The sequence below is a fragment of the Paenibacillus montaniterrae genome (genome assembly GCF_018403185.1).
In the GTDB taxonomy this organism is placed as follows: Bacteria; Bacillota; Bacilli; order Paenibacillales; family Paenibacillaceae; genus Pristimantibacillus; species Pristimantibacillus montaniterrae.
Genome location: NZ_BOSE01000005.1, coordinates 197,471 through 221,897, shown reverse-complemented (window position 1 = coordinate 221,897; position 24,427 = coordinate 197,471). Strand labels below are relative to the sequence as shown.

Here is a 24,427-nt window from a genome sequence, read left to right as displayed (position 1 = left end):
AAAGCCGTCCTCCTTCGCTGTCGTCCTTCGCTACCGGCATTAGAAGCATGTGAACGAGCGGATTCGATTCAAATCGGTGCCGAAATACGCCCAGAAGTAACCGAACCATCTAAACCCTGCAACAGAAGTACGTCCGACGAATATCGGGAAAAACCAGAATTGCTGGCCGTTATTCAGCCAAACGTATGTGTTGCGGAATAAGCAGCCTCTGATTGCTCCGGGGTCGACGGCAAGCGTGGTTGCCTGCATTTGCGGCACAAATTGTGGTGGAGGAGCTGTTGGCGCTTGAACGCCTCCCGGTGCACCCCCAGGTGGTCCCGGAGTTCCTGGAAATCCGCCCGGGAAACCGCCTGGAAATCCACCCGGAAAACCACCTGGAAATCCCCCTGGCCCGCCAGGTCCTCCAGGTCCGCCCGGAAAACCCGGAAATCCCCCGCCGCTTCCAGGGGTTGGAAATAAATGCATATATGATCGCTCCTTTCAATGAATAGGCATAATCATCATATGCTTTCGCGGAAAGAATGCTTGGGTGAAAACCTATAAAAACCATTTCAAATAGTTGGAGAGCCTCCCCACTTATAAGCAATAGCATGGCGGTGAGGCTCAAGTTATGGATATGTTTTAAGCCCGACGTGTACGTATACTAGCATATAGGCTAACAATTAACAGAATTAAATTAAAGCTCATTGCCAAAGTTATTCCAGCCTGTAAAGACATCCCTGCAGTTTGGGTAATGGCTATAATAGCTCCTCCGATGCCAACAGCAACTCCTGGCGTGAAGGAATCGGCAAATTGCAGACTGCCCGAAACCTGACCGGATTCTCCCTCTTTTACAACAGAAAAAGCTACAGTTCCACTGACTGTATGGGCAAGCCCAATTCCGATACCAATAATAATTTCCCCAAGTACTGCCAGTGTTGTATTGATAGCTGGAATCCATACCATAATTGCAATTCCAACCAGCATGAGAATAATTCCGCTTATAATCCGCTTATGGCGGCCTCGCCCTTGATCGGCAGCATCCCAGCGAGCCTGCAACATCGCAATAATGCTCCAACTCAAAGCCGCACTGGCAACGATAAGTCCAGCTTTGTCGGCAGACATCCCTTTAGTATCAGTCAATGCAAGCACGAGGAAGTTTTGAGTACAAACATATGCTGCAAAAAACAAGCCGCGTGAGCCAATAAGTGAAGCCAGACCTGGCCGCAAGCTTAATGTCCCTGCCGGAAGCAGCTTGCGCAAAGGTTGAATCATGAGCAGCAAACCGACAACCACCAAAACAATGCCTAGCATCTTAGGCAGCATGCCTAGACCACTAAGAAAAAGCCCGGTGCCTATTGCCAGCAAAATAGACAAGCTGATTACACCGCTTTGCTGTGAAGCCTGCTGCACTGCTGGCATTTTTAGGCGGAGAAAGACAGGCATGCTTAAAAATATTGCCAACAGCAGGAAAGGAAGAACACCCCAAAAGACGAGGCGCCAAGACCATTGGCTTGCTAAAAGACCTGCAACATAAGGACCGAGCATCGACGGCAGCACATATGCTGTTCCCAGCGCACCTAAAATTTTTGCTCGGAGTGAATCGGGGTAGCTTAAAGAAATGGCTGTATAAATACAAGTGTACATGGCTCCAGCGCCAAAGCCCTGCAATGCTCGAGAAATGATCAAAATATACATATTATTCGCTACAGCTGCAATGATTAAGCCAATCGCAAATATAATAATGGCAGCAGTAAACAAAAGTGCAGGACCTCTCCTGTCAATCTGACGACCAATCACTAACGTTCCTACGATTTGCGCAAGCAAATAAGCGCTGAAGATCCAGCCGAATAAATGCAAGCCCTGCAAATCTCCGGCAATGATTGGAGCAACTGTCGTTACCGCCAACCCTTCAAAGCCGATCGTCATCGCCGCTAATATAATGCCAATTGAAAGTGCAGCGTATCGCTTGGCAAAGATACTTTGTACCGTCAATCTATTCTCCCTCCACCATGTATAAGGTTTAAAGCATCCGGATACTTTATAAAGAAATTTCTTTATAAAGAAGTTACATGTTCCTTTTGACTTTGTCAACATTTTTCTTTATAATCTCTGTAACACGATAACTGTAGGTGATGTAGAATGAAGAAGGTTAAATCTACGGAAAAAATAGGCGCGGAAAGAACGAGAAGATCGATTGTAAAGCTGCTGAAGCATAACGGTGCAATGGATGCTCATCAATTGTCGAGCGAGCTTGGCGTCACGGCTATGGCAGTGCGGCAGCATTTATATGATTTGCAAGAGCAGGATCTGGTAGATTTTAAAGAAGAGCCGCGCTCAATGGGACGCCCCGCTAAAATGTGGTTTCTTACAGCGGAGGCTAATCGGCTGTTTCCTGATGGATATGCGACTTTAACAGTAAGCTTGATTGAGTCTATGAAGGAAGCGTTTGGCGATGAAGGACTGGAGAGGCTGTTAAGCGTTTATTCCAGCAAGCAGCTGATCGACTATCAAAGTAAAACTGCAAAGCACCGTACTATAAAGGAGAAGCTGGACGCTTTTGCTAAAGCACGTACAGCTGAAGGGTTTATGGCTGAAATTATTAGCAATGATGATGGTTCATTTTATATTGTAGAGAAGCATTGCCCGATCTGTGAAGCGGCGCGCGTTTGCACAGATATTTGCAGAAATGAGCTGAAAATGTTTCAAGATGTTCTTGGCAATGAGGTTGAAGTAACAAGAGGAGAGCATATTTTGCAAGGGGATCTGCGATGCATGTATAAGGTTACGTTTGTTTAAAAGCAGGAAAATTTGGGCAGAAAGCAGTGAACATTTCCTATACTCCAAATTATTCAACAGACTATCGATTAAAGGTAGTCTGTTTTTGTTGTTTAAATGGTGCAGCCGCAACAGTTAACACGATCGACTTGCTGCAAATAAGCCTTTTTGTACATTAATCTCACAATTGTTCACTAGCAGAATGCTCATTTGTTCATTGGTGAACTGGATTTGCACTTTTAATCGTCAGGCAAGTTCGCTTATAGTTTGAGCAGGCCGACAAGGACGCAAATTCATGAAAGGAGATCTACCATGGTCAAGAAAAAAGGAGTGCTGTATGAGTTAAATAAAAATAAAATTCTCTTTCTCATGCTGCTGCCCACATTGCTCTATTTTCTAATAAACAACTATTTGCCGATGATTGGAATTTACTATGCATTTGTTCAATTTGATTTTCACTCTTCCAATCTGTTTCAAATGGCATTTGTTGGTCTGAAAAATTTCGAGTTTTTATGGAAATCCGGCAAGCTGGTTCAGCTAACGATCAACACGATCGGCTACAACATCGCGTTTATTGTGCTTGTCAATGTGCTGTCGATATCAGTGGCCGTTCTGCTTAGCGAGATTAGAGGAAAATGGTTCAAGAAGGTTACGCAGTCCATCTTGTTCCTGCCCTACTTCGTTTCGTTCGTTATTTTAAGTGTTATCGTATTCAACCTGTTCAACTATGAGCAGGGGGTGCTGAATACGATGCTGGAAAAGCTGGGCAGCGAGCCGATTAATTTATACGCCATGCCGAAGGCGTGGATTTTTCTTATTATCGTTTTTTACCTGTGGAAAAACTTCGGGTACAGCATGGTCATTTATTTGGCCTCGATTACAGGCATTAGCGATGAGTATTATGAAGCGGCCAAAATCGACGGGGCCAATATTTTTCAGCGAGCATGGCATATTACGCTGCCTATGCTGAAAAACACATTTGTCATCTTGCTGCTGTTTGCTTTGGGCGGCATTATGAAGGGACAGTTCGACCTATTCTATCAAATGGTAGGCAATAACGGGCTGTTATTCAGCACCACGGACATTCTCGATACCTATGTTTATCGTTCGCTGCGCGTTACCTTTGATATGGGAATGGCGACCGCTGCAGGAGTCTATCAATCGGTGTTCGGCTTTATCTTAATTATGACCGTCAACGGCATTATTCGAAAAATTAATAAAGATTACGCACTGTTCTAGGGCGTGTATGCAAACACGTCCTAGGAGGGAGGGATAGAGATGAAAATTAAAGAGGATAGCGCCACCAAGTGGTTTCGCTTGCTCGCTTACACCGTCGTACTCGTTGGCAGTGCCTTATGCCTGCTGCCGTTTCTGCTTATTGTGTCGGCCTCGCTTTCCAGCAATGAGTCGATCGTGAGAGATGGCTATAATTTGATTCCGACCGAATTTTCGCTCGATGCTTATAAAGTCGTGTTTATGTTTCCTGAGGATTTGCTGCGAGCGTATGGAGTAACTACCTTCGTCACAGTCGTTGGCACGGCAGTCGGCTTGCTGCTGATGACAATGGCGGGCTATGTGCTGCAGCGCAAGGATTTCAAATACCGCAACTTTTTTTCATTCGTTATTTACTTTACAACATTGTTTGGCGGCGGGCTGGTTCCTTATTATATGCTTATTACCAACTACTTGAAATTTTCTAACACAATGTATGCGCTTATTTGGCCTTCGCTGATGACGCCCTTTCTCATTATATTGATGCGCAGCTTCATAAACTCGGCTGTGCCTGACGAAGTGGTGGAATCGGCCAAAATCGACGGCGCCAACGATTTTATTATTTATTATCGCATCGTATTGCCGCTAGCCGTTCCAGGGCTGGCCACGGTTGGCTTGTTTCTGGCGCTGCATTACTGGAATGACTGGTTCCATTCGGCACTGTTTATCAATGATACAGCGAAATATCAGCTGCAATTCTATTTGTACAATATTATTAACACATCCAATTTCCTAAATAGTATTGGAGCGGGCGCAGGCGTCGTGCTGTCAGGGCCGGTTCCGTCAGAAGCGATGAAAATGGCAATGGCCGTTGTCGTGACAGGGCCGATCCTGCTTCTGTATCCGTTTATTCAGCGCTATTTTGTTAAGGGGCTGACGATTGGGGCGGTAAAGGGTTAGAACTGGCTTGCCAGCTAACATATAAAGGTAGTTCAAAATCTGAACACGAATCAAAACAAAGGGAGGATTTTTCATGTTTGGAAAACAGAGAAAAGCTTTAAATGTTGTACTTTCGCTAGTGTTGGCGTTGACGCTGCTGGCGGCGTGCAGCAGCAATTCGAATAGCGGAGCCAACACGACACCAACCCCGACGACTACAGCGAATGGAACGAATGCGGAAGGCAATCAGCCAACTGCTGCGTCTGGCATTGATACTTCACAGCGAGTTGAATTGCAATTTTATATGCTCGGCAACGCGCCAAAGGATTTGCCCAAGGTAGAAGAGCAAATTAATGAGTGGCTGATTGAGGATTTGAATGCGACAGTTAAGTTCAATTATACGACCTGGACGGACTGGGATCAGAAGTATAGACTGCTGCTGTCCACAGGTCAGGATGTAGACCTGATCTTTACAGCGGAATGGACGCAATATCAGCAATATGCGAAAAGCGGCGCGTTTCTTCCATTGGATGAGCTGCTGTCAGTAGCGGCGCCTAAGCTGTATGAATTTGTGCCAGCCGATATGTGGGAAGCTGTTAAAATTGACGGCAGCATCTATACTGTGCCTGCTACCTACAAGGAATACGTAACAGGCGGCTTCGTATGGCGCGAGGATTTGCGTGTTAAATACGATTTGCCAAAGCCGGTTGATATCCCGACATTCGAGGCGTACCTTGAAGGGATCAAGCAAAATGAGCCATCAATTCAACCACTTGCGCTAGGCGGAGCCGTTGATGCAACGCTTGAGGATTCCTATATGGAGTTCCAGCGACAGCGTGTAGGAGCGCTGCCTTACGGGCTGCATGCTTCCTATCATGATCCAGCAAATTTGGTAGGCTATTGGGGTTCGGATGAGCATCTTGCCGATCTTAAAGTGTACAAAAACTGGGCCGACAAAGGCTACTTCTCAAAAAACGAGCTTAATGAAACAGACAGCAATCAGGATAAGCTGATCAACGGTACAGCAGCCGCTATGTTGGCTGACAATCCGACACGCTTCAATAATACACTTAACCAAATGAAATCGCTTCACCCGGAATGGGATTTGGCTTATCATCCATTTGGCTTGACGAATGGCTATGCAACACCGGTTCACCCGATTCATAACGGCTTTGCTATTCCGAAAAACAGCAAAAAAGCAGAGCGTGCCTTGGCATTCTATGAGCTGATGGTAACGGATGAGCGTTACAATCTATTGACACAATATGGCTTTGAAGGGGTTAACTACACCGTAGAGGACGGCTATTACAAAATGGTTGGCGACAATAGCACCAACGGCTTTGCCCGCGAGGCAATGAACGGCTGGGCATGGCGCAATCCTGACTATATGCTGTTCGAGCCTAGCTATGATGGGGTTGAAGCAATTTTTAAAGAGCTCGATAAGGTTCAAGTTCCTGATATTTATACTGGCTTCGCTGAGGACTACAGCTCCTATCAAGCAGAGCGGGCTGCGCTAGAGCAGGTAGAGAAGCAATATTTATTCCCGCTAATGGCTGGTCTTGTTGAGGATGTGGAAGGCGGATTGAAAACGTTTATGGAAAAAGCAAATCAAGCAGGTCTTGAGAAAATTCAAGAAAGCTACAAGCAGCAATGGCTGCAGTATTTGCAGGAAAATGGCATTTACTAGATAGCTATACCACTTGAAACAAAAAGTCCCGAATGCGCTGCGAAAGTATTGCATTCGGGACTTAAGTTTTTATATATTCATTCAATTCGTCGAAAAAATCTCAGCTATGTTAGTATTTTTCCCAAACTCTAGGTTCATAATTAAATTGCTCATACAACCTCTTAAAATTCTCAGTTATATTATCAGAGGTTACAACGAATTTATCATCTATCTTTATTTGATTTCCTTGAATAAAAATCACCAGCTTATTTGAGTCCGCTGCAAAATAAATATCCTCATTGTTATTAACCGGTTCAAGTTTTTCACCAAGAACAACAATATAATCCCATTTTTGCAAATTAAATGAGTCTTTTGACTCCTCTTTACTAACCTTATTTAAGGTCTGAATGACGTCATAAGTATCATTAATACCACGCAAAAATTTACTTTCAATGTGATCCTCATGATTGACATAGACCTCAGCCCCATAATACTTATTTAAGTCAATTTCGATCTGAGTATCAGCATCATTTGCGGATGAACAGCCAATTAAAAGAATGAGAAACAAAATAAAAAAAACTGCTTTTTTAATCATTATACAATAACCTCCATTAATTAAATTTTACATTAAGCCAGGACTGATCCTGAGTACTGCAAATATGGAGTTAAAAACCCTGGTTATCATTGCTTGAATTTATATTGTCTGGGCGAGACGCCGACGAATTTTTTGAATTGCCGCATGAAATGGGTATCATTTTCATAGCCGCACAAGCTGGCAATATGGGCTACAGATAGCTCGCTATGATCCAAAAGATACTTGGCATGCTCAAGCCTTGCATTTATAACATCTGTCATGACAGAGCAATGGAATAAATCTTTATAAATATGCTGGAAATACGATTTGCTCATATTTAAACGTGCTGCAAGCTCCGCAACGGAAACGTTGGAAGGCGGGGAGCGATAAAGCTCATTGCGCAGCTCGGTGAATGGAATGTAATAACGACTTAGCTTCTCTGGTGCTGTTCGTTGCTGCAAGTCGCTTAGCTTCATAAAGAAAGCGCGCAGCTCACAGTCGATAATTGCGTCGCGCAGCGTTCCGCCAAAACGAAATGTATGTTGCAGCTCTCTAATAGAGCGGGAAATAAGCAATGGATCTGAAGCTCGCACGAGCGTATCTACAGGAAAGTGTATTTGAGACAGAAAGTAATCCAGCTCAATGCCGCTGCAATGAAACCAGTCGTTAATAAACGGGCTTTCAAGCTCGCGATAACGATGGGGAGTTGCAGGCTGGAACAGGATGAAGCTGTTCTTCTCGACGCTAAATCTATCATTGTGAAGCTTTAGCTCAGCACTGCTTTTAAAGAAGACAAATGTATAGTTCCCTGATCCGTTCGGGCGATTTCTTACGATTCCATCTTCATGAATCGTATGGCAGCCGCAGGAATGCAACATCAACATATAAACACGCTCCTAAAGCATGATAGGTCAGTTTTTCTATATTATAGTTTATTGAGCACCTCGTCACAACGATCTATACTGTGTCTAGGGCGCGTCTAAGAACACGGTTAGACACGCCCTAAAAGGAGGGATGCATATATGACGACTGATAGACAGTATTGGGTCGATGCACTGCTGCGTATTGCGCATCCTGTGCTTAAGGCTTTAAGTGAACGTCGGCTTCGGATTGAAATGCCTGTCGAAGCAAAGGCGGATGATCGTATTCTCTATACTCATTTGGAGGCGTTGGGACGTACGCTGGCAGGAATAGCGCCGTGGCTGGAAACCGGACCGCGTTCAGGAGAGGAAGGGAAAGCCCGCGCTCATATGGCTGAGATGGCTAGACGGGCGATTGATGCAGCAACGGACCCAGCCTCTCCTGATTTTATGAATTTTGACAAAGGCGGCCAGCCGCTAGTCGATGCGGCTTTTTTGGCAAATGCGCTGCTGCGTGCTCCGAACGAGCTGTATGAACAGCTCGAGCCTAAAGTGAAACAGAATTTGGCTGCTGCATTAATGGCAACGCGCACGATTCGTCCTGTATTCAGCAATTGGCTGCTGTTTAGCGCAGTCATTGAAGCTGCTTTGTACAAGATGGGAAAAGATTGGGACCGCATGCGCGTTGACTATGCGCTGCGGCAGCATGAGCAGTGGTACGCAGGAGATGGTGCTTATGGAGACGGTCCATCATTTCATTGGGATTACTATAATAGTTTTGTCATTCAACCGCTGCTGATTGATATATTGGATGTGCTGGGCGATCAATTTGCGGACTGGGCGCAATTGCGCAGTAAAGTGTTAAATAGGGGAGTACGTTATGCTTCGGTGCTGGAGCGGCTTATTTCTCCGGAAGGAGCTTACCCGCCGCTTGGCCGCTCGCTTGCTTATCGCTTTGGAGCCTTTCAGCATTTGGCCTTGATGGCATTAAGGCAGCAGCTTGCTGAAGAGCTTGAACCAGCTCAGGTTCGCTGTGCGCTGACGGCCGTCATTAAACGGCAGCTGGAGATGCCCAATACATTCGATGAGCAGGGTTGGCTAACAATTGGTTTTGCCGGCAGCCAGAAGGAGCTAGGTGAAGGCTATATTTCTACGGGAAGCTTGTACTTGTGCACGACAGTTTTTCTTCCGCTAGGACTTCCTCCCCACAATGCTTTCTGGCAAGGCGAGGCTGCCTGGACTTCGCGCAAGGCGTGGCTCGGCGAAGTGATTCCAATAGATAAAGCAATATTAGAGTAGTTGCCAAGAGTAAGCTTAGAGTACTTATTAGACTCTATCGCTTACTCTTTTTTATTGTTTTCGGAGTTCTCAGACACGCCCTGGCAAAACTGTAAGATCGGATAACAAAGTAGAATATTAGACAATAAATATCTGCTAAAATTAAGGCATTACAATCTCGAGGTGAATGCGATGTATCATATTCTAGTAGCTGAGGATGAACCGTGGATCAGAAATTCTGTTGTCGAAATGGTCAGCCGGATTGGCGAAGGGAAATTTACAGTATCGGAAGCAACGAACGGTGAGGAAGCGTGGGCTTTAATTCAAGAGCTTTGGCCGACGGTGTTGATTACAGATATTATGATGCCTAAGCTCGACGGTCTGTCGCTTATTCACAACATTCACGAGCAGGGCATTCCGATGAGTTTTATTATTATTAGCGGCTATGACAACTTTCAATATGCTCAAAAAGCAATGCGTTATGGCGTGACTGAATACTTATTGAAGCCGGTAGATATAGAGCAGCTTCAAGCAGCCTTGCAAAGAACAGAAGAAAGTATAGGGAGATTAAAAGATATTAACAGCTATATGTCACGATTCCAACAGCTTGTGGACTGCTTCGGTGAGATGTCGCCGCAGACTGCAGCTAGAAAATTGACGGACATCATTGATTCCGTCTTAAAGCTTAAATATATTAATCCAGCAGCAAGACTAAACTTGCTGCGCATGTTCGACCGGAAGCTGATCGGGATCATGGAGCAACTATCTCTTGAGCGACCTGTACCCTCTATTCCAATGGAAGCAGAAGATTCGGTTATTATCCGTTATTTCAACCAGCTGGCAGATATCGTAATGGTTCATTTATCCAAGCACGCCTTGTCCAACTCTAATCACATCATAAAACGTGTCTGTGAATACATTCATAGCCACTATAAGAAGGATATTTCTTTAACAGAGATGGCTCAGTTCTCCAACATGAGCATTTCCTACTTTAGCGCATGGTTCAAGCGCTGCACAGGTCGAACGTTAGTTCAATATATTCAGGAGGTTAGAGTGGAAAAAGCAAAGCAGCTTTTGCTCGAGACACAGCTTAAAAACTATGAAATTGCTGAACGTGTCGGGTTCGCTACTCAGCCTTATTTTATTAGAGTATTCAAAAATTCCGTCGGTGTTTCCCCTAACGCTTTCCGCAAGAGGATGGGGCTATGAAGCATATCGTTCGTTACTTGTACCGATTCTCTATTAAACAGAAAATGATCATTGCCTTTCTAACGATTAGTCTGCTTGGCGTAGTGACAATTGCGCTGTTTGCACAATATTACTACACCAGAGCAACGACGCAAGATTTCTTTAATATTGCCAGCAGTTCTTCTGCAAGCTTGAATAATCAAATTGATCGTTACTTCAAGCAGTTAATTCAATCTACCTCAGCAGTTATCGCTGGACCTATTCCCGGAATGAGAGACAGATTAAGCACGAACAATGAGGCAGGAGCAGTTCAAGCCTGGCTAACCGGAAAAGCTGCTTTAACTGCATCCAACAAGCCAATCATTGAGGATACGCTGCGAAGGTATATCGCGATCAACTATTCCGAGATTGAGAGTCTGGTACTTTTAAAGCAGGATGGTGAATTTGTTTCTTCTAACGGCAGAGTGGAGGATCAGTCGATAGAGGCTTGGCTTTCTATACCATTTACCAATGAAACGATGGTCATCCCTACTTATCTTTCCTATCCGTATAAGATCCCGATTGTCTCATTAGTTATTCCTGTTTTCAGTATTGAGGACACGAGTGTTGTCGGCAGACTAATTATTAATCTATCCTTGTCAGAAATTAATGAAATTATGGGAAAGACAACGATCGGGGAAACGGGAACCTTTGTTATCGTATCCGCCGAGGATACGGTTGTGTACCACCCGGACGCCAGTCTTGTGGGCAAGCCGATAACGGAAACTCTATTGAATGACTTTGACTTAAACAGCTCCGATACGGTGCAAAAGGTTGCGGGAAAGGATTATTTACTTACCTTTACCCGTTCAGATTTTACAAGGTGGAGAAATGTCGCAGTTGTTCCCCTGCATGAAATGGCAACTGGATTAAACTTGGCCACTCAATCGTTGCTGATCGTTCTCCTCTTTCTGTTTTTAATCGTTATTTTAGTCGTACCGATACTGACAAATATTTTGATACAGCCCGTTCTGCGGCTGAAAAAGGCTATGCATGAGGTCGAAAGGGGAAACTTGGCTGTTCGCGTTGAGTTTCATCCCGGTAAGGATGAGCTGCAAAGCTTAAGCCGCAGCTTTAGTAAAATGCTGGAGCAATTAAATACGCTAATCGAGGACGTGTACCAGTATCAGCTGCGAGAGATGAAGCTGGAGGTACAGCAAAAAGATGCAATGATTAAAGCGCTGCAGGGGCAAATCAATCCGCACTTTTTGTATAACACGCTCGGTATTATTCGAAGCATTGCCTACATGGAGGAAGTGCCTAGAATCGAAAAAATAGCAGGGAACCTGGCTTCATTTTTCAGATATACAGCGAAATTAGAGCCGCTGGAAGTGACGCTGCGTGAAGAGATTGAGCATTTGAGCAAATATTTGGAGATTATTGATATTCGATTCATGCAAAATTTTCAAAGCAAGGTGTATGTGAATGAGAAGTTTATGTCTGCACATCTCGTTAAGCTGTCCCTGCAACCAATTGTAGAAAATGCAGTGAAATATGCGGTAGAGCCGAAAAACGGAAACGCCAGCATCTTAGTTAACGCCTTCGATGAAGGGGATGACTTAATTATTGAAGTAGCTGACAATGGCCCGGGCATGTCCCCCGAAAAACTGGAATCTGTAAGAAGCTCCCTCGTTAAGGTGGCAGAGCATAAGGAGGAAGCCCAATACAGAACGCATGATTCGCTTGGCCTTGCTAATGTGCATGCTCGCCTTGTGCTGCAATACGGAAAGCAATATGGCATCACGATCAATGCCTTTGAGGAGAGAGGAACTGTTGTCTCACTTCGTATCCCTTACAGAAAAGAAAAGTAAGATCGGATAATGAATCTTAAAATGTTGTAAAAACAAAGGCGATCTTTTCATTTAGAATTGGGCTATAGTCGATTTGGCTAAAGAATGAGAGCAGAAGGGGGAAAAAGATGAAAAAGTCAGTTGTAAGTTTGCTAGTATTACTGCTAATCGTTTCTGTTGCTGCTGCTTGTGCCGGAACAGAGAATGAAGCGGCAACGAACAACGTGGAACAGCAAAGTAATGGTTTAGGGGATAAAGAAGGAGGATCAGCTAACGCAGCGGCGCTTGATGATGGGACTGAGCGTCTAACGCTTACATTTATGCCGGAATCATGGAGCGGTGGCAAGTGGAGAGAGGATCATCCAACGATTCAGTATTTGAATGAAAAGTTTAATGTTGATTTGAAGCTGATGTGGACAGATGGTCCGACGTATAATGATAAGCTAAATGTTATGGCAGCGTCAGGCAGCTTGCCTGATCTGTATCGAGTGCCGGCCGATAATTACGGAAAATGGCAAAGTGAAGAAGTATTTATGGATTTGGCGCCTTATCTGGAGCAATATCCGAATTTGGCACAGGCCTATCCTGACTATCAATGGGAAATGATGAACCCGGAAGGAAAGATTTACGGTATTCCGCTTTGGGAAGTTGAAGTGCGTGACAGCTACCAGGTGCGTGCTGACTGGATTCGTAATGTAGGGTTGACGATGCCCGATGAAGCTACCTTTAACCTTGATGAATTTTATGAGATTGTGAAAGCGTTCGCACTAAATGATCCTGATCAAAACGGGAAGAAGGATACAATTGGCTTTGCAACGGATAATACGCTCAGTACGAATACTGGACAATTACGCGCGGCATTCGGGCTTGCGAATGGCTGGAAGCTGGTAGATGATCAGCTGATCCCGCAATTTGTGCAGTCGCAGGAGCAGAAGGACTTTTTAGCATATTTACGCAACATGTACGAGGAAGGCATTATCGACAAGGACTTCCTTAGCCGAAGCAATGCAAATGTGTATGAGCTGTATCAAGCAGGCAAAACAGGCTTGTACCACCATCATCCAATGGCGATGCTGGCGGATAATGTGAAGCTAAAGGAATATGATGCTGACGCTGAGCTTGTTCAGCTTGCGCCACCGCTTGGCCCTACAGGTCTACGCGGCAATCCTGCCGGATTAATAGGCGATCGTAAAGTTGTCATCAATGGAACGATTGATCCTAAAAAGCAGCAGCGCATCCTGAAAATTTTGGATTGGTGGGTAACCGATGAAGGAACGGACATTATGAGGAGCGGTATTGAAGGTGTTCATTATACAAAGGAAGCTGATGGCACATATAAGGCAACCGATTTAATCGAAACGGATTTGCCGCGTATTTTAAATAACTGGTTCTTCAAGCGTGCCGATGCCAACCTGAATGTCTTTAGATGGACAGACCCAAAGGAAGCTGAATTTGTAGCGAAATATAACGAAAATAATGCGCTGTATCCATGGAGAAATGATTCTGGCGGCTTAACGATATACTCGGATACCTACGCAAGCAAATGGAAAGATCTTGAAGTGAAGTTTATTGAAGCACAATTGAAAATTGTTATCGGGCAAGAGCCTGTAGACAGCATTGATCAAGCTATTGAAGCGTGGAAAGCTGGAGGCGGAGATCAAATTATTCAAGAAGTGAACGACGCCTATGCTAAGCAAAAAGGCAAATAGTATGAAGAAGCCGGCCGCATTGATTGCGGCCGACTGAATTTTCAATAAGAAAGAAGAAAGGCGGGACAGCATGAGGGCATCCGCAAGCAAACCAATTGTTGCTAATTCCAGGAGAACGACTTCTTCAACAATGGCCCATTATATGAAACGAGCATTTCCGATTTACTTGATGGTGCTGCCAGGGCTGCTTTCCATTATTTTATTCAAATATTTGCCGATGTTTGGGATCGCAATATCCTTTCAGCAGTATAGCCCGTTTCGAGGAGTTTGGGGAAGTAAATGGGTAGGACTAGAAAATTTTGTTCGTTTGTTTACTGAGCAACAATTTGCAACACTGCTTAAAAACACGTTAATTCTTAATTTAATTGATATATGCTTTTATTTTCCTGCTCCTATTATTTTCGCACTAATACTTAATGAGGTGCGCATCAAATGGTTTAAGTCATCCTTGCAAACGATCGTTTATTTGCCGCATTTTGTCTCAATGATCGTTGTAGTTGGAATTACGAATATTTTGTTTGCCAGTGAATTTGGTGGAATCAATGAATGGCTAGCTTCAGTAGGCTTGCCCAGATATGAAGGGCTAACTGATCCTGATCATTTTCGCTGGATATGGCTGCTGCAAAATATATGGAAGGAAGTAGGCTGGAGTGCCATTATATATTTGGCTGCACTTGCCTCCATTGACCCGACGTTGTATGAAGCAGCGAAAATCGATGGAGCAAGTCGCTTAAAGCAGATCTGGCATATTACGCTTCCATCTCTAGCACAGGTTGTACTGATCCTGTTCATTCTACGTTTAGGCAGCTTTATCGATATCGGCTTTGAGCATATTTTCCTCCTGCAAAATCCATTAAACCTTGTCGTGTCTGATGTATTTGACACTTATATTTACCGAGTAGGCGTGCAGCAGGGTGAATTCAGTTATACGACAGCAGTTGGATTATTTAAGTCAGTTGTCGGCCTAGTATTAGTTCTTGCTGCAAACGCGATTGCCAAGCGTTCAGGAAGGGAGGGCGTTTATTAATGAAAGCTCAACGCATCATTAAAAATGAAAAGCATATTGACGTATTCGTATACTGCATTCTAATCATATGGGGAGCCGCAATCATTTTTCCACTTCTCTATGTATTAATGACATCCTTCGCAACTGAAAGAGAGTATTTAACGAGAGGCTTTTTCATATGGCCGAAGGAATGGACGTTAGATGCTTATCTCTACTTACTTGGTAATAATACCTTTTCTCAAAGCTTTATGAATGCAGTTACGATAACAGTCGTAGGAACAGCGATCAGCATCTCGGTAACGACTCTTATGGCCTACGGTTTATCGAAGAAATGGCTTAAAGGAAGAACGTTGATTAATTTTATGGTTGTCTTCACGATGCTATTTTCTGGCGGCTTGATTCCTACTTATCTTGTTATCAAGGAATTTCAGTTAATCGATACCTTTTGGTCGCTTTGGCTGCCTGGCGCAGTCACACCCTTCTATTTAATTGTCATGCGAAGCTTCTTTTCTTCCATCCCCCATGAATTAGAGGAGTCGGCACGTGTCGACGGCTGTGGGGAATGGAGAACATTTTTTAATATTATGCTTCCTTTATCTAAAGCCTCCATCGCAACCTTTGTACTGTTCTATATGGTAGGCTACTGGAATACGTATTTTTCTGCTCTCATTTACTTGAATGACTCCAGCATGTGGCCGCTGCAGGTTTTCCTGAGACAAATCCTTGTGCTCAATCAGTCTATGGATGATTCGGCTATGTTAATGGAGCAAGTCATTTCGTATACACCTGGTGCGCGAATGGCGGCAATTGTTGTGTCAGCGCTACCGATGATGATTATTTACCCATTTCTGCAGAAGCATTTCAACAAAGGCATGCTGCTCGGATCATTGAAGGGCTGATCGAATATTGCATACGATGGAGGAGATAAGATGACATTCACAATTGATAAAAATACGACATATCGTTTACCTGAGCAGGCGGCCTCGTCAGTCGCACATGCTTGGGATATGGTGAAGCGAGACCATGAGCATGTTTTTGGTACAGCTCCCGTTTTGATTGAGCAGGGGCAAGCGGATGTCGTGTTTCGATATGCCCATCCAGAAGACCAATGCCCACAGCACGCAGAAGCATTTTGTTTTCGTTTCGTCCATGACGGAGACCGGTTGACGCTTCACATTGCTGCTGCTGATCAGCTTGGCCTGGTGTACGGTATGCTGCGATATAGCGAGAAGTTTCTCGGTGTCGATCCATTTTGGTTCTGGGCGGATCTTCCCCCAAAACAACGCGATCATATTGAGGTTCCTGCAGAAAATTATGATGCTCCTCAGCCATCCGTACGCTTTCGAGGCTGGTTCGTCAATGACGAGGTATGCTTGATCGGCTGGAAGGAAGAATATCCACCTTCTCGTGAAGTATGGCAGCCGGTTTTTGAAGCATTGCTGCGCTGCGGCGGCAATATGGTTATACCGGGAACGGATTTGCCAAAGCATGGGGTTCATGCAGATTTGGCTGCTGAGATGGGGTTATGGGTAACGCATCATCATGCAGAACCGCTGGGCGCAGAGATGTTTTTACGGGCTTATCCTGGCAAGCAAGCGAGCTACCAGACCAACCCAGACCTGTTCGAGCAGCTATGGGAAGAAGCGATTAATAAACAAAAGGATCGCAACATCGTGTGGGTGCTTTCCTTCCGCGGACAAGGAGATCAGCCGTTCTGGATTCAAGATCCATCATTTGACACACCTGAGAAGCGCGGGGAAATGATTAGCCGCGTTGTACGCAGACAATATGACATGGTGCGTGCCAAAGTAGCCGATCCTTATTGCTGTGTAGCTCTGTACGGGGAAATTTCAGAATTGTATAAAGCAGGACATATCGACATTCCAGACGATATTATTAAAATATGGGCAGATAACGGCTACGGGAAAATGGTTTCTCGTCGTAATGGGAATGAAAACTCCCGTGTTCCCGCACTTCCAAATAAAAATGAAGCAGGCAAGCACGGCATTTATTATCATGTTACATTCCACGATCTTCAGGCTTCGAATCATTTGACAATGTTTTCGGCAAATGCTGATCTGATTAAACGCGAGGTAGAGGAAGCATTTGGAGTTGGCGCGAAGGACTATGTGCTCGTTAATAGCGGCAACATACGACCTCATCTCTATACGCTAGATTTGGTGCGAGAGCTTTGGCTGCGGGGGCAAGCGAATACGGAGGAGCATCTACATTCATTTGTAAGCCGCATGTTTTCTACTAAAAGATCGGAAATAGCTGAGCTCTATTGCGACTACGCGACTCGCACGATTCAATACGGTCCAAATGAGGATGACAAGGCCGGGGATGAATTCTATCACCATCCAGCCCGAGAAATAGTTGGTCATTGGCTTCGGGGAAAATCCGACCAGCCGCTTGCCTCTCTAAAATGGGTTACAGGTGAAGTGGATTTTCCAGTGCAAGTAGAACGACTTCGCAAACTCTGTGCAGATGCTATTCCAGGCTGGACTGATATGCTGGAGAACATCGAGCGAATATTGCCGGCACTTGATGAAGCTGAACGGATTCGCTTGCAGGACCATTTGCAGCTGCATGCAGCGCTGCATCGATCTGGCTGCGAGGGCTTCGCAAAGCTGGGGCAGTCCTATCAGGCTTATCGTGATGGTAATAACCCGCTAGCTTTCGTATATGCATCGCAGGCAATGTGGAAGTATGAGCAAGGCCTCAAAGCACTAAAGAGGGCCGAGCATGGCAAGTGGGAGCATTTCTTCCGGGCAGACTGGCTGACTAACATTAAAAGCACGGTAGGAAATATGGACACGCTGCGGCGCTGGCTGCGTATGCAGGGCGACAATCCAGACTTTTTCAAATGGTACAAAACATATTTAATGCCAGAAACCGAGAAATATATCTACCTGGAAAATACGCATCGCAACCCACTATCAGACGATGAGCTTGCCAGGCAGCTGGCAGAAAAGTTTGGTGTTTGAGCAGATCATTGACCGATTGAATATATTGAAAAATTAGGATTATTATGGTGGCATAGCAAGTTTAACAAGTTTCCGCAATGTAGCGTTATTTTTGCCACAACAGAGAAGGACATTGCAGCGGCTTCATTGTTTATGATGAGTAAGAGGAATGACATAAATAACATTGGAGGGCTGCATATGTTGAAGGTAGCAATAATCGGCGCAGGTGCGATTTCATCCGCTCATGCAGCGGGCTATCTGCAATTTACCGATCGCTGTAAAATTGTCGCCGTTTGTGATACTTATCCTGAGAAAGCTCAGAATCTGGCTGAAAAATTCAAGCTTGATGCGCAAATTGTATCCGATTACAAAGAACTGCTGCATCAAGAGATTGATCTTGTATCCATTTGTACGCCTCCGTATGTGCATGCGGAAATTGCAACTTCATTTCTGAACGCTGGCAGCCATGTTTTGATTGAGAAGCCAATGGCGGCATCGCTCAAGGAATGCGACGACATTAATGAAGCAGCACGCAACAGCGGGAAGCTCGTATCCGTTGTCGCGCAAAATCGCTTTACAAATCCGATGATGAAGCTGAAGGCAGTTTTGGATAGCGGGCTGGCAGGTAAAATTTTGCATGCCCAGGTAGACTCTTATTGGTGGCGCGGACATTGCTACTACGACTTATGGTGGCGCGGTACATGGGAAAAGGAAGGCGGAGGTCCTACTCTTAACCATGCGGTGCACCATATTGATGCGCTGCTCTGGATGCAGGGGCGGCCAAGTCAGGTTCAAGCCTTTATGAGCAACGTAGCCCATGACAACGCAGAAATTGAAGATTTATCGATCGCGATGCTGCGTTACCCGGATGGAGCTCTTGGGCAGGTGACAAGCTCAGTTGTTCATCATGGAGAAGAGCAGCAGCTTATTTTCCAGGGACTAAATGCGCGCATTTCTGCTCCGTGGAAGCTTGCAGCATCGGTCTCCAGGTCTAATGGTTTTCCGGAGCCTAACGCTGAGCTGGAAACCGCAATACAGCAATATTATGAGCGAGTGCCTGAGCTTGTACATCAGGGACATGCAGGACAAATCGATAATGTGCTGTCAGCGATTGAAACTGGCGCAGATTTGCTCATTGATGGTATTAGCGGGAGAGCGACGCTGGAGTTGATTATGAGTATTTACAAATCAGCCAGCACTGGGCAATGCGTAGAGCTGCCGCTGCAGCCTGATGATCCGTTCTATACACGTGAAGGAGTGCTGAAGCATGCCACTTACTTCTATGAGAAAAAACAGCATGTTGAAAACTTCAAAGAGCTCGACATCACATTAGGAAGAAACCTTGAGGAAAGGAACGAGCAGCATGGATAAAAAGAGTGGAATGTATTATGTCCCGCAGGCGAAGCCAAGCCCGGTTTGTTCGCCTGGAGAGTTTCGCTTTGCGGCAATCGGTCTTGACCACGGTCATATATATGGGATGAGTGCTGGACTAATAGCGGCTGGCGCTCAACTGGAATGGGTATACGATCCTGATCCAGCGAAGGTTGCGGCATTTCAAAAGAGCTTTCCTGATGTAAAAATTGCTCGCTCGGAGCAAGAAATTTTACAGGATAGCAGCATTCAGCTCGTAGCAGGGGCAGCTATTCCTTCAGAGCGCTGTGCATTAGGCTTGCGCGTAATGTCGCATGGGAAGGACTATTTTACCGATAAAGCACCGCTTACAACATTGGAGCAGCTGCAATTGGCGAAGCAAAAGGTTGAGGAAACGAAGCAGAAATATGCGGTCTATTACAGTGAACGGCTCCATGTGGAAAGTGCGGTATACGCCGGACAATTAATCGAGCAGGGAGCGATCGGACGTGTCATACAAGTGATCGGCCTGGGACCTCATCGAATCAGCGCCAACAGTCGCCCGGAGTGGTTCTTCGACAGAGAGCGTTTCGGCGGAATATTGTGCGATATCGGCAGCCATCAGATTGAACAGTTTTTATATTACACAGGTGCGCAAAACGCACAAGTCGTTCATAGCAAGAAAGCAAACTATCATCATAAGCAATATGCCAAATTTGAAGACTTCGGCGACGCGACACTGGTCGGAGACAACGGTGCAACAGGGTATTTCAGAGTGGATTGGTTTACGCCAGACGGTCTGTCGACCTGGGGAGACGGACGTACGACCATTCTTGGCACCGACGGCTACATTGAGCTGCGCAAATATGTAGACATCGGCCGAGAGCGAAGCGGGGACAACGTATATTTAGTCAATTCCGAAGGAGAGCATTACATGAACGTATCAGGCAAAGTAGGACATCCCTACTTCGGCCAATTAATACTCGACTGCATAAACCGCACAGAGCATGCCATGACACAAGAGCACGCCTTCAAAGCAGCCGAGCTAAGCATAATCGCCCAACTCAACGCAACCCATATTGAATAAATTGCAAAGCCCAGTTTTTGAACACTCTTCCAATAAGAATTCAAAAATTGGGCTTTCAGGACCAAGAAGGTTGGACGCTAGTAGAAAACGAGGAGCGCAGCGTAGAGCAGAGCTACGTGAGCACCGCAGTTTTCGTTAGCGTCCAAGATTCGACGTCGAGTAACCTCCAACGCAATCACCTCGTCATCAAAGTCCAGTTTTTGAATCACCTTCCAATCGAGGTTTAAATAGCTGGGCTTTCAGGACCAAGAAGCTTGGACGCTAGTAGAAAATGAGGAGCGCAGCGTAGAGCAGAGCTACGTGAGCACCGCAGTTTTCGCTAGCGTCCAAGATTCGACGTCGAATCCACCACAACGCACTACCTCGTCATCAAAGTCCAGTTTTTGAATTACCTTACAATGAGGTTTAAAAAGCTGGGCTTTCAGGACCAAGAAGATGGCACGATACTAGAAAGCGAGGAGCGCAGCGTAGATAACCGCTACGTGAGCACCGGAGCTTTCGGTAGCGTGACATATTCGCCGTCGACAACGCTACAAAGAAGTCACCTCGTCATCAAAGTCCAGCTTTTTAAACTACCTCTCTACTGTTTGGTCCATCTTTTGCGGTATTGATGGGGCGTAGCCCCCATGCGAGATTTAAAAAATTTGCAGAAATACGAGCAGTTTGTAATGCCAATCTCTTCCGCGATCAACGCGATCGGCTTATCCGTCGTAGTGAGCAGCAGCAGCGCTTGATGGGTTCTGCGCGTAGCAATATACTCGGTAATGCTGATGCCGACCGTTTCCTTGAACGTATGCGACAAATGATAGGTAGACAGATGCAGCTCCTTGGCCATCTCATCAAGATGAAACGGCTTCGTATAATGCTGCTCAATCCATCCCAGCATTTGCTCCACATGATGATTTTTGCGAGTGCGAAACGGTTTTAGCTGAACCTGCTGCTTTTGCCACAGCGGCTTCAAGCTGCGAAACAGCTGCACGAGAAACAAAGAAATTTCCTCAAGCTGCTCAGCCTCGGACAAGCTCGACAGCCGTTGCTGCATGCTTTGGAACAGCGTCACCATTTCATGAGTCTCTTCCACTCCATAAATGCACGGAGAAGGAAGGATGCTTGTGTTTATATAGTTGTAAAAGGCCTGGAGAGCCGGCCATTTCTCAAAATATGAAGCGAACATTGTTGGTTCAAAGGTAGCTAGAGAACGCTCAAAGGATTGATGGTCTGAATAATCGAGCTTTAGATGATGCAGCTGATAGGGCTGAAATATACATAGCATGCCTGGTCTAATATCATAGCTGACGTTGTTGACGATCATCGTTCCGCTTCCTTGATGGATTAATAAAATCTCGGTGCCGCGATGGGAGTGGAACGTTTCCTTGAACTGGTTGTCGACACTGATCCGTCTATATGCAAAATCGAGAGGCTCTTCATTCAAACCGGCGACTACACGAGAAACCAAGCGCATTCCCTCCTAATTAAATATGTACGGAAGCTTATCTCTCTCCACTATAGCGAATCGTTCATAAGCAAGCAACCGTTTAGCAACGATTGGCTTTACGAAACTCGGAAGGGGTGACGCCATACAGCTTTTTGAACATGCGATGGAAATAAGAGCTGCTTGTATAGCCCGTTTTCGCTGAAATTTCGGCGATCGAGGTCTCGGTGTTGGTTAGCAGCTGCTTGGCATGCTCCATACGATAATCGTTGATGGCATCAATAATTGTCGCTGAGTTTTGCTGGCGGTACACCCGGCTAATATGGTAGGTGGACATGCCCAGCTCGTCTGCAATGTAGTTCAGACTAAGCATAGGATTTGCGAACTCTTGTGCAATAATTTCGTTAATTTTACGTATAAGTTCTTCCTGCTTGCCGCTTCTTTTCTCATTCAGCTTCGACATAATCGTATCGAAGAGCTGATGAAAATCATGTGTCAGCTCTTCGAGCGTCTCAACGTTTTCAAATCTCGGAACGTGCAGCTCTGATCCAAAGCCAAGCTGCAGAGAGCCGTTGCGTTCTATTTCCGCCACCATATTTTCCAAGGTTGCTGTCAAATGCTTAACAGTCAACTGGGCCGTATGAATCGAATAAGCGCGTGTCTCCTCCATAATCTCGCTGAATAGCAGTTTGGCTTCCTCCTGCCTGCCGGTTTTCAATGCCTCGATCAAGCGTTTTTCCTTCCCGATCGGGAAATGATGCGGCTTCTGCTCGAAGTGCTGCTTCGACATGTCGATAATGGCGCCTCTTCCTTCAAAGAAACGATGCAGTGAAGCCTCTCTAGCTTGCTTGTACAGCGTATGCAGCTGATACGGATCGCTGCAAAGCGGAGTAACCGCAATCGATAGCCCGAGCCGCAAATATTCCTTGCAGGCAGCCTGCACCTCCTTCAAAATAACGCCCAGAGTATCTGGGGCAACCGTGGAGGCTTCGGGCACATTAACGAACATAAGCAAGCTGTCATCCTCCAAATCCAGCGCTTCTACGCGGAAATATTTCGAGCAAATTTCCGTACTAATGTTCATAATCGCAAATTTATAGGTCAGCACATCTCCATGGCCTTGCTGCTTCAGTTCCTCAAATCGATCGATTCGCAAATATATCAAGTGATACGGGCTTGTAAAATCGAACTGAATCCCGACTCTGCGCAGCTTTTCCAGCTGCAGCTTCGGATCAAAGCCTTGAATTTGCAGCAGCTTGTGCAGAGTATTCTGCCTGATTGTATAGCTGCTGTTGCGCCATTCCGATTCAAGATCCTCCATACGAATCTCGATTTTATTAATCGGAACATACAAATACTTCGACAACAGCCATGACAGCAGCAAGCCTGCTATCAATATAATAGAAGCGATTTGAATCGTAGTCACGCCTACCTGCTGCACTTCTCCAACAATTTGCTGATATGGGGAAACACGCACATAATACCAGCCAAACTGATCCCGCGCCGTATAGCTTAACAATGATCGAGTTCCGTTAAAGCTGGAAATCGAATAGGCCGCTTGCTTGTCAGGATTTAGAGTCAGCAATGTGCCAGCATCGCTTGAATCAGAATCCAGTGCAATCAAATTTTCGATAGAACGGACGACGCCCTGGTTGTCGACAAGAAACATTTGATCCGCTTCATTGCTCTCATTTAGATAGATGCCCTGGTTAATCCAGTCTGCTGAAATATTAACCGCTATTGCCGAATTCATTTTATTGTCGGCGCGGATGGCATCATAGCATAAATAGGTATAGACAGCCGTGCCGCTGCTTGTCTGGTCATCAGACTCAATAATCCGCGGTATTGGAGCAAACGGCTTATAGCTTCGGTAATCGCTTACAATTTCCATAAAAGCAGTATCCGTCAGCTGCTCTGCCTGAATAACACCTTTTTGCCCGTTTTGCGAAACGATATAGTAGCGTTCCTGGGCAGCATTGTACACATAGATTGATTCAATAAACGGCATCGAGCTTAAATAATTGCTTAGATCGAGCATAGCGCCCTGGATATCGAACGGATGAGGATTGCTGTAATAAAGAATTTTGGCAATCGAGCTGTTGCGGTAAATTTGAAAGGAGACAGTTTGAGCATTTTCAGTCGTAATCGCTATCGCATGCCCGGTATGCTTCAGGTCGCTTAAATCGGATTCAAATGCTTTTTGCTGCAAAATGCGTGTAAATGAAAAATAGTAGACCGATGAGCTTGCAATCAATACGATTACAATGCCAAGCGTAATGCCAAGCAGCATTTTTACATACAGGCTGCCGTGCTTTCGAATTTTGTTCAGTCTCATATGTACTCCCCTTTTCCTATTGTATCGTTCTGAACATTTCAGCTTTATTATAGCTGTTCATATTTGTAATCAATAGTAGAACGATACCAGAATGTTGAACAAAGAGGGGATGCCCCTGTGAACTTTTTTGATATATGTGCACATTTATGATATTGCGGGAATGTTCAGTGATGAGGCGAATTTGCACTTTAATTAAGAGGACAAAATGTGCTTATATAATTTATGAAAACGGTTTCTAT

At 45.2% G+C, this 24,427-nt stretch carries 19 protein-coding genes; 13 read left to right on the top strand and 6 right to left on the bottom strand.

Annotated features, from left to right (window positions below):
• Nucleotides 1-39: 39 nt before the first annotated feature.
• A complete protein-coding gene (locus KJS52_RS14740) occupies nucleotides 40-465 on the bottom strand; it encodes a collagen-like protein (RefSeq protein ID WP_213516530.1) in 426 nt (141 codons plus the stop codon).
• A gap of 156 nt (nucleotides 466-621) precedes the next feature.
• Entirely contained in the window at nucleotides 622-1,974 is a 1,353-nt protein-coding gene (locus KJS52_RS14735; protein WP_246563584.1) for an MFS transporter, read from the bottom strand.
• Between the two features lie 147 nt (nucleotides 1,975-2,121).
• Here KJS52_RS14735 and KJS52_RS14730 point away from each other — a divergent pair, with 147 nt between their 5' ends.
• From KJS52_RS14730 to KJS52_RS14715, 4 genes are all read left to right on the top strand, one after another.
• Nucleotides 2,122-2,778 (top strand): helix-turn-helix transcriptional regulator, encoded by a 657-nt coding sequence (locus KJS52_RS14730; protein WP_213516526.1) that lies wholly within the window; start codon nucleotides 2,122-2,124, stop codon nucleotides 2,776-2,778.
• A gap of 291 nt (nucleotides 2,779-3,069) precedes the next feature.
• Nucleotides 3,070-3,996 carry an ABC transporter permease gene (locus tag KJS52_RS14725; protein WP_213516524.1) on the top strand — a complete coding sequence of 309 codons (927 nt, stop codon included), beginning with the start codon at nucleotides 3,070-3,072 and terminating at the stop codon, nucleotides 3,994-3,996.
• A 39-nt stretch (nucleotides 3,997-4,035) separates the two neighbouring features.
• Nucleotides 4,036-4,929, top strand: a complete 894-nt coding sequence (locus KJS52_RS14720; protein ID WP_213516522.1) for a carbohydrate ABC transporter permease — start codon at nucleotides 4,036-4,038, stop codon at nucleotides 4,927-4,929.
• 73 nt (nucleotides 4,930-5,002) lie between these two features.
• Complete coding sequence (locus KJS52_RS14715) at nucleotides 5,003-6,595, top strand: extracellular solute-binding protein (RefSeq protein ID WP_213516520.1); 1,593 nt, start codon at nucleotides 5,003-5,005, stop codon at nucleotides 6,593-6,595.
• 109 nt (nucleotides 6,596-6,704) lie between these two features.
• Here the strand turns inward: KJS52_RS14715 and KJS52_RS14710 are convergent, their stop codons facing one another.
• Together KJS52_RS14710 and KJS52_RS14705 are read right to left on the bottom strand one after the other, a co-directional pair.
• Nucleotides 6,705-7,169, bottom strand: coding sequence for a hypothetical protein (locus KJS52_RS14710; RefSeq protein ID WP_213516518.1), 465 nt, complete (start codon nucleotides 7,167-7,169; stop codon nucleotides 6,705-6,707).
• 86 nt (nucleotides 7,170-7,255) lie between these two features.
• A complete protein-coding gene (locus KJS52_RS14705) occupies nucleotides 7,256-8,032 on the bottom strand; it encodes a helix-turn-helix domain-containing protein (RefSeq protein ID WP_213516516.1) in 777 nt (258 codons plus the stop codon).
• 138 nt (nucleotides 8,033-8,170) lie between these two features.
• Between KJS52_RS14705 and KJS52_RS14700 the strand changes: the two genes are divergently transcribed.
• The 9 genes from KJS52_RS14700 (at nucleotide 8,171) to KJS52_RS14660 (ending at nucleotide 20,421) form a co-directional block, all read left to right on the top strand.
• Complete coding sequence (locus tag KJS52_RS14700; RefSeq protein WP_213516514.1) at nucleotides 8,171-9,307, top strand: DUF2264 domain-containing protein; 1,137 nt, start codon at nucleotides 8,171-8,173, stop codon at nucleotides 9,305-9,307.
• Nucleotides 9,308-9,478: 171 nt separating this feature from the next.
• Nucleotides 9,479-10,495, top strand: a complete 1,017-nt coding sequence (locus KJS52_RS14695; protein WP_213516512.1) for a response regulator — start codon at nucleotides 9,479-9,481, stop codon at nucleotides 10,493-10,495.
• Nucleotides 10,492-12,324, top strand: a complete 1,833-nt coding sequence (locus KJS52_RS14690; protein WP_213516510.1) for a sensor histidine kinase — start codon at nucleotides 10,492-10,494, stop codon at nucleotides 12,322-12,324. The genes KJS52_RS14695 and KJS52_RS14690 overlap by 4 nt, the downstream gene beginning before the upstream one ends.
• 107 nt (nucleotides 12,325-12,431) lie before the next feature.
• Nucleotides 12,432-14,012 (top strand): extracellular solute-binding protein, encoded by a 1,581-nt coding sequence (locus KJS52_RS14685; RefSeq protein WP_213516508.1) that lies wholly within the window; start codon nucleotides 12,432-12,434, stop codon nucleotides 14,010-14,012.
• A gap of 142 nt (nucleotides 14,013-14,154) precedes the next feature.
• Complete coding sequence (locus KJS52_RS14680; protein ID WP_246563582.1) at nucleotides 14,155-15,039, top strand: ABC transporter permease; 885 nt, start codon at nucleotides 14,155-14,157, stop codon at nucleotides 15,037-15,039.
• A complete protein-coding gene (locus KJS52_RS14675; RefSeq protein ID WP_213516504.1) occupies nucleotides 15,039-15,917 on the top strand; it encodes a carbohydrate ABC transporter permease in 879 nt (292 codons plus the stop codon). Before KJS52_RS14680 ends, KJS52_RS14675 begins: the two co-directional genes overlap by 1 nt.
• A 30-nt stretch (nucleotides 15,918-15,947) precedes the next feature.
• Nucleotides 15,948-18,005, top strand: a complete 2,058-nt coding sequence (locus KJS52_RS14670) for a glycosyl hydrolase 115 family protein (RefSeq protein ID WP_213516502.1) — start codon at nucleotides 15,948-15,950, stop codon at nucleotides 18,003-18,005.
• Nucleotides 18,006-18,182: 177 nt separating this feature from the next.
• Nucleotides 18,183-19,355, top strand: coding sequence for a Gfo/Idh/MocA family protein (locus tag KJS52_RS14665; RefSeq protein WP_213516500.1), 1,173 nt, complete (start codon nucleotides 18,183-18,185; stop codon nucleotides 19,353-19,355).
• Nucleotides 19,348-20,421 (top strand): Gfo/Idh/MocA family protein, encoded by a 1,074-nt coding sequence (locus tag KJS52_RS14660; protein ID WP_213516498.1) that lies wholly within the window; start codon nucleotides 19,348-19,350, stop codon nucleotides 20,419-20,421. Before KJS52_RS14665 ends, KJS52_RS14660 begins: the two co-directional genes overlap by 8 nt.
• 580 nt (nucleotides 20,422-21,001) lie before the next feature.
• Here KJS52_RS14660 and KJS52_RS14655 read toward each other — a convergent pair.
• Together KJS52_RS14655 and KJS52_RS14650 are read right to left on the bottom strand one after the other, a co-directional pair.
• Nucleotides 21,002-21,877 (bottom strand): AraC family transcriptional regulator, encoded by an 876-nt coding sequence (locus KJS52_RS14655; protein ID WP_246563581.1) that lies wholly within the window; start codon nucleotides 21,875-21,877, stop codon nucleotides 21,002-21,004.
• Nucleotides 21,878-21,956: 79 nt separating this feature from the next.
• Nucleotides 21,957-24,188, bottom strand: a complete 2,232-nt coding sequence (locus KJS52_RS14650; RefSeq protein ID WP_213516494.1) for an AraC family transcriptional regulator — start codon at nucleotides 24,186-24,188, stop codon at nucleotides 21,957-21,959.
• Nucleotides 24,189-24,427: the final 239 nt, after the last annotated feature.